The sequence below is a fragment of the Streptomyces sp. SID3343 genome (assembly GCF_009865215.1).
Lineage (GTDB): Bacteria > Actinomycetota > Actinomycetes > Streptomycetales > Streptomycetaceae > Embleya.
Window position 1 is genome coordinate 1 of the sequence record NZ_WWJX01000645.1, and the last position, 9,125, is coordinate 9,125.

Genomic DNA, 9,125 nt, shown 5'->3' on the forward strand with positions numbered 1-9,125 from the left:
GCCGCCCAGTCGCGCTGGACGGCGAGGCCCGCACGGACCTCGGCGAGCTGTTCGGCGACTCGCACCGGGGCGGTGCCGCCGCGGCCGTCGCGCGAGGCCACCGAGCCCAGCACGGTCAGCACGGTGCGTACGTCGGGGGTCAACTCCGGGGAGATCTCCGCGAGTTGGTCGTCCGTCAGGTCCCACAGCTCCATGCCGCGCGGTTCGCAGTACTTCACGCACGCGCCGGCCACGTCGTGCGCGACCCGGAACGGCGTGCCCTGCCGCACCAGCCACTCGGCGATGTCGGTCGCGAGCGAGAAGCCCGCCGGGGCCAGCTCCTCCAGCCGATCCCGGTGAAAGCGCAGCGTGGCGATCATGCCGGTGAACGCCGGAAGCAGGACTTCGAGCGTGTCGCACGAGTCGAAGACCGGCTCCTTGTCCTCCTGCAGGTCGCGGTTGTAGGCCAGCGGCAGCGCCTTGAGCGTGGCCAACAGACCCGTCAGGTTGCCGATCAGCCGCCCGGACTTGCCGCGCGCAAGCTCGGCGATGTCCGGGTTCTTCTTCTGCGGCATGATCGAGGAGCCGGTCGAGAAGGCGTCGTCCAGGGTCACGAAGGAGAACTCCTTCGTGTTCCAGATGACGATCTCCTCGGCGAGCCGGGACAGGTTCACGCCGAGCATCGCGGTGACGAACGCGAACTCCGCGGCGAAGTCGCGCGAGGCCGTGCCGTCGATCGAGTTCGCCGCCGACGCGGAGAACCCGAGTTCGCGGGCGATCATCTCGGGGTCGAGCCCGAGCGAGGAACCCGCGAGCGCGCCGGACCCGTACGCCGACACGTCGGCGCGCCGGTCCCAGTCGCGCAGCCGGTCCGCGTCGCGCGCGAACGCCTGGACGTGCGCGAGCAGATGATGCGCGAGCAGCACCGGCTGGGCGTGCTGCAGGTGGGTGCGGCCCGGCATGACCACGTCCAGGTGCGCGGCGGCCTGTTCTACCAGCGCCTCCTGGAGGTCGGCGAGCAGCCGGCCCAGGATCCGCGCGTGGTCGCGCAGGTACATCCGACCCAGGGTGGCGATCTGGTCGTTGCGCGAGCGGCCCGCGCGCAACTTGCCGCCCAGGTCGGGGCCGAGGATCTCCAGCAGACCGCGCTCCAGGGCGGTGTGCACGTCCTCGTCGGCGATCGTGGCGACCAGGTCACCGGACTCGACGTTCTTCTCCAACGTGTCGAGCCCGGCAAGCATGCGGGTCAGCTCGTCGTCGGAGAGCAGCCCGGCCTTGTGCAGCACCCGGGCGTGCGCGCGCGAACCGGCGATGTCGTAGGGGGCCAGGCGCCAGTCGAAGTGGACGCTGGCGGAGAGCAGGGCGAGGGCCTCGGAGGGACCGCCGGAGAAGCGGCCGCCCCACAGGCTGACCCGGTCTTGGCTGTTGCTCATGCGTTGTCCCGCCTGGCTGCGATCTTGGTGGAGAGACCGAAGAGCTCGATGAAGCCCTTGGCTTGCGACTGGTCGAACGTGTCGCCGGTGTCGTAGGTGGCGAGGTCGAAATCGTAGAGCGACTGTTCGCTGCGCCGACCGGTCACCACGGCCCGACCGCCGTGCAACGTCATCCGAATGTCGCCGGACACGTGTTCGTTGGCCTCGGCGACGAAGCCGTCCAAGGCCCGCTTGAGCGGCGAGAACCACAGGCCGTCGTAGACCAGTTCGGCCCAGCGCTGCTCTACGGTGCGCTTGTAGCGGGCCAGTTCGCGTTCGACGGTGACGTTTTCCAGCTCCTGGTGCGCGGTGATCAGTGCGATCGCGCCCGGGGCCTCGTAGACCTCGCGGCTCTTGATCCCCACGAGCCGGTCCTCGACCATGTCGATCCGACCGACGCCCTGGGCGCCGGCGCGCCGGTTGAGTTGCTCGATCGCCTGGAGCACCGAGACCGGCCGGCCGTCGATGGCGACCGGCGCGCCGCGCTCGAAGGTGATCAGGACCTCGTCGGCCTCGCGCGGGGTGGCCGGGTCTTGCGTGTACTCGTACACGTCCTCGATCGGCGCGTTCCAGATGTCCTCCAGGAAGCCGGTCTCCACGGCCCGCCCGAAGACGTTCTGGTCGATCGAGTAGGGCGACTTCCTGGTGGTCGCGATCGGCAGGTTCCTCGCCTCGGCGAACGCGATCGCCTTGTCGCGGGTCATCGCGTAGTCACGGACCGGGGCGATGCACGTGAGCTCGGGTGCGAGCGAGGAGATGCCGACCTCGAAGCGGACCTGGTCGTTGCCCTTGCCGGTGCAGCCGTGCGCGACCGTGCCGGCGCCGTGTTTCTCGGCGGCGGCGACCAGGTGCTTGACGATGACCGGACGAGAGAGCGAGGAGACCAGCGGGTAGCGGTCCATGTAGAGGGCGTTCGCCTGGATCGCCGGCAGGCAGTATTCGTTCGCGAACTCGTCGCGAGCGTCCGCGACCTCGGCCTCGACCGCGCCGCACGCGAGCGCGCGCTTGCGGATGATGTCGAGGTCCTCGCCGTCTTGGCCGACGTCGACGGCCACCGCGATGACCTCGGCGCCGGTCTCCTCGGCGATCCATTGAATACAGACGGAGGTGTCCAACCCCCCGCTGTAGGCGAGTACTACGCGCTCGGTCACGAGCGTTCTCCTTCGGTGTGTGTGGGCCGGCGGATGGGGTGCCGGGTTCGCCGGAGCCGAGCACTCCGACGGTGGCGCAAAGTGTGTCGGCCCGACCCGTGCCCGAGCACGGATGCCGGACATACCGGGGCGCCGGAGTTCCGGGCCGCCTGCGTGCCTGGGCGCCGCGATGCCTACGTGCGGTTCTCCGCGAGGGCCAACAGGTGGGCGGCCAGCGCCGCGCCTCCCTCGGGATCTCGCGAGACCATCAGGATGGTGTCGTCACCGGCGATGGTGCCCAGGATCAACCGCGACTCGGCGTGGTCCATCGCCGACGCCAGGAACTGGGCCGCCCCGGGCGGTGTGCGCACCACCACGAGGTTGCCCGACGCCTCGGCGGAGACCAGCAGTTCCCCGGCCAGTCGCGACAGCCGTCCCTCGACCGCGGAATCCTCGAGCGGCGCCCGGGGGGTGCGGTCGCCGCCCTCTGCCGGAACGGCGTAGATCAGCGATCCCTCACCGTCGCGGATCTTCACCGCGCCGAGTTCGTCGAGGTCGCGCGACAGCGTGGCCTGAGTGACGGCGAGGCCGTCCTCGGCGAGCAGCCTGGCGAGTTGATTCTGCGACCTGACCCGGTGCCGGGTCAGGATGTCGACGATCCGCCGGTGTCGGGCTATCCGGGTGCTGGGCACCGCGTACACGCCCTCGACCGGGGTCGCTTCGCTGTTTCGCTCGCTGCTCATGGACGGCCTCGCCTAGCGTCGGCGTCGTCGGGTGTGGGTCACGGTGTTCCTCCGGCGGGGGCGGCTGCGAGGCCGGCGTCCAGGATTGCGGGCAGGGCCCCGAGCAGCGCGTCCACGTCCGTTTCGTCGACGACGAGCGGCGGGGCGAGCCTGACCCGGGTGGGCACGGCGGCGTTGACGAGGAAGCCCGCGTCCTGCGCCGCCTTCTGCACGGCCGTTGCCACCGGTGCGGTGAGCACGATACCGATCAACAGGCCCGTTCCGCTTACCTGGCCGACCAGCGGATGGGCGATTTTTTCGATGCCCACTCGAAGCACCTCGCCCAGGCGCGCCGAGCGCTCGCACAACCGTTCGTTCTCGATCGTGTCCAAGACCGCGAGCGCCGCCGCGCAGCACACCGGGTTGCCGCCGAACGTGGTGCCGTGCTGGCCGGGTTCGAACAGCTCGGCCGCCGCGCCGAACGCCACGCAGGCGCCGATCGGCAGCCCGCCCCCGAGGCCCTTGGCGAGCGTGACGACGTCGGGCTCCACGCCCAACGGCTGGTGTGCGAACCACGCTCCGGTGCGCGCTATGCCGGTCTGGATCTCGTCCAGGATCAGCAGTGCCCCGTGCTCGGCGGTGATCGCGCGCGCCGCGGCGAGGTAGCCGGTGGGCGGCTCGACCACGCCGTTCTCGCCCTGGATGGGTTCCAGGACGACCGCGGCCGTCTGCGGGCCGACCATCGCCCGCAGTGCCTCGACGTCGCCGAACGGCACGAAGTCGACGCCGGGGACCAGCGGTTCGAACGGTGCGCGCTTGGCGGGCTGCCCGGTGAGCGAGAGCGCGCCCATCGTGCGGCCGTGGAAGCCGCCCTCGGCGGCGATGATCTGCGGCCGACCGGTGCGCCGGGCGATCTTGAACGCGGCCTCGTTCGCCTCGGCGCCCGAGTTGCCGAAGTAGACCCGCCCTTGGCGCCCGAACAGGCCCAGCAGGCGCTCCGCGAGCGCGACCGGCGGCTCGGCGATGTAGAGGTTGGACACATGCCCCAGCCGGGCCAACTGCGCGGTGACCGCGGCGGCGATCGCCGGGTGCGCGTGGCCGAGCGAGTTGACCGCGATCCCACCGAGGAAGTCGACGTAGGTGTTGCCGTCGGTGTCCACCACCTTGGCGCCGCTGCCACTGGCCAGTTCGACACGCGGGGTGCCGTAGTTGTTCATCAGCGCGTGGTTCCACCGCTGTGTCAGCTCGCCGGTCACGACTGGCTCCCCTTCTTGTCCCGAGCGGGGACGACCATGGTCCCGATTCCCTCGTCGGTGAACACTTCCAACAACAGCGAGTGCGCGACCCGCCCGTCGAGCACGTGCGCGGCGGGCACGCCCGCCCGCACGGCCCGCAGACACGCCTCCATCTTGGGGAGCATGCCCGTGGACAGCTTCGGCATGAGCGCTTCGAGCTCGTCGGCGTCCAGGCTCGATATCACCTCGTCGCTGGTGGGCCAGTCGGCGTACAGGCCCTCGACGTCGGTGAGCACGACGAGCTTCTCCGCACCGAGCGCGACCGCGAGCGCGGACGCGGCGGTGTCGGCGTTGACGTTGTAGACGTGGCCGTCGGCGCCGCGGGCGATCGAGGAGATCACCGGTATCCGGTTGTCGTGCAGCAACGCCTTGATCGCGCCCGGGTCGACCTCGACGATGTCACCGACGAGGCCGATGTCGACCGGCTCGCCGTCGACGATCGCGTGTCGCTTCTCGGCGGTCATGGTGTGCGCGTCCTCGCCGGTCATCCCGACCGCGAACGGCCCGTGCCGGTTGATCAGGCCGACGATCTCGCGCTGCACCTGGCCCGCGAGGACCATCCGCACCACATCCATCGCCTCGGGCGTGGTGACCCGCAGGCCGCCCGCGAACGAGGACTCGATGCCGAGCCGATCCAGCTGGGCGCTGATCTGCGGGCCGCCGCCGTGCACGATCACCGGGCGCAGCCCGGCGAAACGCAGGAACACCAGGTCCTGCGCGAACGCCTGCTTGAGCGCGTCGTCGACCATGGCGTTGCCGCCGAACTTGATCACCACGGTCTTGCCGTAGAACCGCTCCAGCCACGGCAGCGCCTCGATCAGCGTGTGCGCCTTCGACAGTGCCGCGTTGTTTCGTGCCTGTGCACCGGCCGGTTCGGTCCGCATCCCGCTCCCCCTCGCCCCTTGGCTGTCCGTGCCGATCATGACGAATACGCCGAGTTCTCGTGCACGTAGTCGGCGGTGAGGTCGTTGGTCCACACGGTCACGGCGGCGTCGCCCGCGTTGAGATTCGCCACGATGTGCGTCTCACGCGGGGTCATGTCGACCAATTCGCGGTCCTCGCCCACGAAGCCGTTGCGGCACACCCACACCCCGTTGAACGCGACGTCGAGCCGGTCGGGGTCGAATGCGGCGGTGGTGGTGCCGATCGCCGAGAGCACCCGGCCCCAGTTGGCGTCCTCGCCGTGCACCGCGCACTTGAACAGGTTGTTGCGGGCGATACTGCGGGCGACCTCCAGGGCGTCGGCCTCGGTGGCCGCTCCCGCGACGTCGATGCGGATGTCCTTGCTCGCGCCCTCGGCGTCGCCGATCAACTGCCGGGCCAGGTCGCCGCTCACCGCGCGCACGGCCTCGGCGAACGCCTCGAGGTCGGGCTCGACACCGGAGGCCCCCGACGCCATGAGCAGCACCGTGTCGTTGGTGGACATGCAGCCGTCGGAGTCGATCCGGTCGAACGTGGTGTGCGTGGCGCCGCGCAGGACCGCGTCCAGCGTCGCGGCGTCGACGGCGGCGTCGGTGGTGAGCACGACGAGCATCGTGGCCAGGCCCGGCGCGAGCATGCCCGCGCCCTTGGCCATGCCGCCGACCGTCCACCCCGCGGGGTCGACGACCGCGGCCTGCTTGTGCACGCTGTCGGTGGTCTTGATCGCGATCGCCGCGTCCTCGCCACCTTCCGTGCCGAGCGCGGCGGCGGCTTTGGCGACGCCCGGAAGCAGCTTGTCCATCGGCAGTTGCAGACCGATCAGGCCGGTGGAGGCCACCACGATCTCACCCGCGTTCAACCCGAGCAGCTCGGCGACCTTCTCCGCCGTCGCGTGCGTGTTGCGAAAGCCCTCGGCCCCGGTGCACGCGTTGGCGCCACCGGAGTTGAGCACCACCGCCTGCACCTGACCGGCCTTGACCACCTGCTCGGACCACACCACGGGCGCGGCCTTGACGCGGTTGGACGTGAACACGGCCGCGCCGGCGATCGAGGGGCCGTCGTTGACGACGAGCGCGACGTCGGGCAGGCCCGTGCTCTTGAGTCCTGCGGCCACGCCGGAAGCCCGAAAGCCCTTTGCTGCGGTGACGCTCACGGCGCTACCCCCGTCTTGCTCAGTCCCAGGCCCTCGGGCAGACCGAGGGCGATGTTGGTGCTTTGGATCGCGCCGCCGGCGGTGCCTTTGGCGAGGTTGTCGATCGCGCCGACCACGACCACCCGGCCGGCCCGCTCGTCGACGGTGACCTGGATCACGGCGGTGTTGGCGCCGTAGACCATCGCGGTCGCGGGCCACTGGCCCTGGGCCAACACGTGCACGAAGTCCTCACCGGCGTAGGCCGCGACGTAGGCCGCTCGCACCGCCTCGGCGTCGACGCCCGGCTTCAGTTTGGCGGTGCACGTCGCCAGGATGCCGCGCGACATGGGCACCAGGGTCGGGGTGAATGACACCGTGACGTGCTCGTCGGTGACCGCCCGCAGACCCTGGAGGATCTCGGGGGTGTGTCGGTGGACCCCGCCTACGCCGTAGGCGCTCGCCGAGCCCATCACCTCGCTGCCGAGCAGGTGCGTCTTGGGCGCCTTGCCGGCCCCCGACGTGCCCGACGCGGCCACCACGACCCAGTCGGGCTCGACCAGGCCGGCCGCGAGCGCGGGCACCGTGCACAGCAGCGACACCGTCGGGTAGCAGCCGGGCACCGCGATCCGCCTGGTCTCGCGCAGCGCGTCGCGCCCACCCGGAAGCTCGGGCAGTCCGTACGGCCATGTCCCGGCATGGGAGGATCCGTAGAACTCCTCCCAATCCGCCGGGTCGCTCAGGCGATAGTCGGCGCCGCAGTCCACCACGAGCACGTCGTCGCCCAGTTGCGCCGCGAGCGCGCCGGACTGTCCGTGCGGGAGAGCCAGGAACACGACGTCGTGACCGGAGAGGTTCTCGACGGTGGTCTCCGCGAGCACGCGCTCGGCCAGCGGCAACAGGTGCGGCTGCAGCTCGCCCAGGCGTCGGCCCGCGTTGGACCCCGCCGTGAGCGTGCCGATCTCGATCTCCGGGTGCGCGAGCAGCAGGCGCAGGATTTCCCCGCCCGCATATCCGCTCGCCCCGGCCAGTGCCGCCTTGGCCCCCATTACCGCCTCCTCGTGAGGAGCATGACTATACGGATCACCGGAATTCTATGCAAGTACGTTGCGTGACGCCTGCACCAAGGCAAGCCTGCCCTCCCCTGATCCGCCCCCATAGGGCGCGTACCCGGTGCGTTAGGATCGGCCCACTTCGGATACGCGCCCCCCAGGGGGCAGCCGACAGCCGGCGGGACGGCACGGCGACGCAGCAGCCGGCGGGCGCGCCCGCCCAGGAAACGAACGAGACGACGTGACCCCTCCCCCCGGCACCTCCGGGCCCGCCGGCGCCGCACGCGCCACAGGCACGGACCCAGAGTCCCCGAGCGACGAGACACCCTCGCCGCCGGACCAGGACACGACGGCACCACCCACCGACGGCGCATCCGACGACAGCTCCCCCGGCGACCGCGTCACCGGCGCCGGCCTCTTCCTCGGCGGCTTCCTCGTCCGAAGCGGCCGCACCAAGACGCCGGCGGCCGACCGCACCCGCATCGCGTGGCCCGACCTGATCACCCTCGGGCTGCCCACCCTGATCTTCGCGATCATGGGCTGGCACCAGCGCTGGATCACCGACGACGGCCTGATCTTCACCCGCGCGGTCCGCCAGATCCTCGCCGGCCACGGCCCCGTGTACAGCGTCGGCGAACGCGTCGAAACCTCCACCAGCACCCTGTGGCAGTGGTTGCTCTCGCTCCTGGGCGCGATCACCCCGTTCGACTACGCGCCCACCGCCGTCTACACCGGCCTGATCCTGGCGATCGCCGGCCTGTGGCTCTCCCTCGACGGCACCCGCCGGATGTTTCGGGGCATGGCCGTCACCCGCCTGCTCCTGCCCGCCGGCGCCCTGGTCTTCGTCGCCATCCCGTCGGTGTGGGACTTCGCCACCGCCGGCATGGAAACCGGCCTGATCATGTTCTGGATCGGGCTGTCCTGGTGGCTGCTCGTCGGAACCTGGCTGCGCCCGGTCGGCGAGCACTCGATGCGCCGCACCCTCGCGCTGAGCCTCTGGTTCGGCCTGGGCCCCCTGGTCCGCCCCGACCTGGGCCTGACCATGGTCGTCCTGCTCGTCGCCCAGTTCGTGCTGATCAAGGCCCGTTGGCCGCAGGCCCTGGCGATGCTGGTCTGCGCCGGCTTCCTGCCCGCCGCGTACGAGATCTTCCGGATGGGCTACTACGGCCTGATCTTCCCCATGCCCGCCCTCACCAAGGAGGCGTCGGGCTCGCTGTGGGGACGCGGTTGGGACTACCTGACCGACTACGTCAAGCCGTACTACCTGTGGATCCCGCTGATCCTGATGCTCGTGGTCGTCGGCCTCGCCCTGGCGCGGCGTCGACCCGCCGACCGCCGCACGTGGGTCCTCGTGGCGACCCCGTTGGCCGCGGCCCTGGTGCAAACCGTGTACGTGCTCAAGGTCGGCGGCGACTTCATGCACGG

7 protein-coding genes and 1 pseudogene are annotated in these 9,125 nt (G+C 70.8%); 1 reads left to right on the forward strand and 7 read right to left on the reverse strand.

Translation table 11 applies throughout. The features are described 5' to 3' along the window. The 7 genes from argH to argC all read right to left on the reverse strand — a co-directional run. Positions 1-1,412, reverse strand: a 1,412-nt coding sequence (argH, locus tag GT354_RS19810) for an argininosuccinate lyase (RefSeq protein ID WP_161357633.1), incomplete at its 3' end; no start/stop codon positions are given. Then, positions 1,409-2,602 (reverse strand): argininosuccinate synthase, encoded by a 1,194-nt coding sequence (locus tag GT354_RS19815; protein WP_161357634.1) that lies wholly within the window; start codon positions 2,600-2,602, stop codon positions 1,409-1,411. The genes argH and GT354_RS19815, both read right to left, overlap by 4 nt. A gap of 173 nt (positions 2,603-2,775) precedes the next feature. After that, a complete protein-coding gene (locus tag GT354_RS19820; RefSeq protein ID WP_161357635.1) occupies positions 2,776-3,324 on the reverse strand; it encodes an arginine repressor in 549 nt (182 codons plus the stop codon). A 38-nt stretch (positions 3,325-3,362) separates the two neighbouring features. Then, complete coding sequence (locus tag GT354_RS19825; RefSeq protein ID WP_161357636.1) at positions 3,363-4,559, reverse strand: acetylornithine transaminase; 1,197 nt, start codon at positions 4,557-4,559, stop codon at positions 3,363-3,365. Then, positions 4,556-5,482 carry an acetylglutamate kinase gene (gene argB, locus GT354_RS19830; protein ID WP_161357637.1) on the reverse strand — a complete coding sequence of 309 codons (927 nt, stop codon included), beginning with the start codon at positions 5,480-5,482 and terminating at the stop codon, positions 4,556-4,558. Before argB ends, GT354_RS19825 begins: the two co-directional genes overlap by 4 nt. A 35-nt stretch (positions 5,483-5,517) precedes the next feature. Then, positions 5,518-6,672 (reverse strand): bifunctional glutamate N-acetyltransferase/amino-acid acetyltransferase ArgJ, encoded by a 1,155-nt coding sequence (argJ, locus tag GT354_RS19835; protein WP_161357638.1) that lies wholly within the window; start codon positions 6,670-6,672, stop codon positions 5,518-5,520. After that, positions 6,669-7,697, reverse strand: coding sequence for an N-acetyl-gamma-glutamyl-phosphate reductase (argC, locus tag GT354_RS19840; RefSeq protein ID WP_161357639.1), 1,029 nt, complete (start codon positions 7,695-7,697; stop codon positions 6,669-6,671). Before argC ends, argJ begins: the two co-directional genes overlap by 4 nt. A 244-nt stretch (positions 7,698-7,941) precedes the next feature. On the opposite strand from argC, the pseudogene GT354_RS19845 reads away from it, so the two are divergent. Then, positions 7,942-9,125, forward strand: a pseudogene (locus tag GT354_RS19845) (hypothetical protein); the annotation flags it as partial.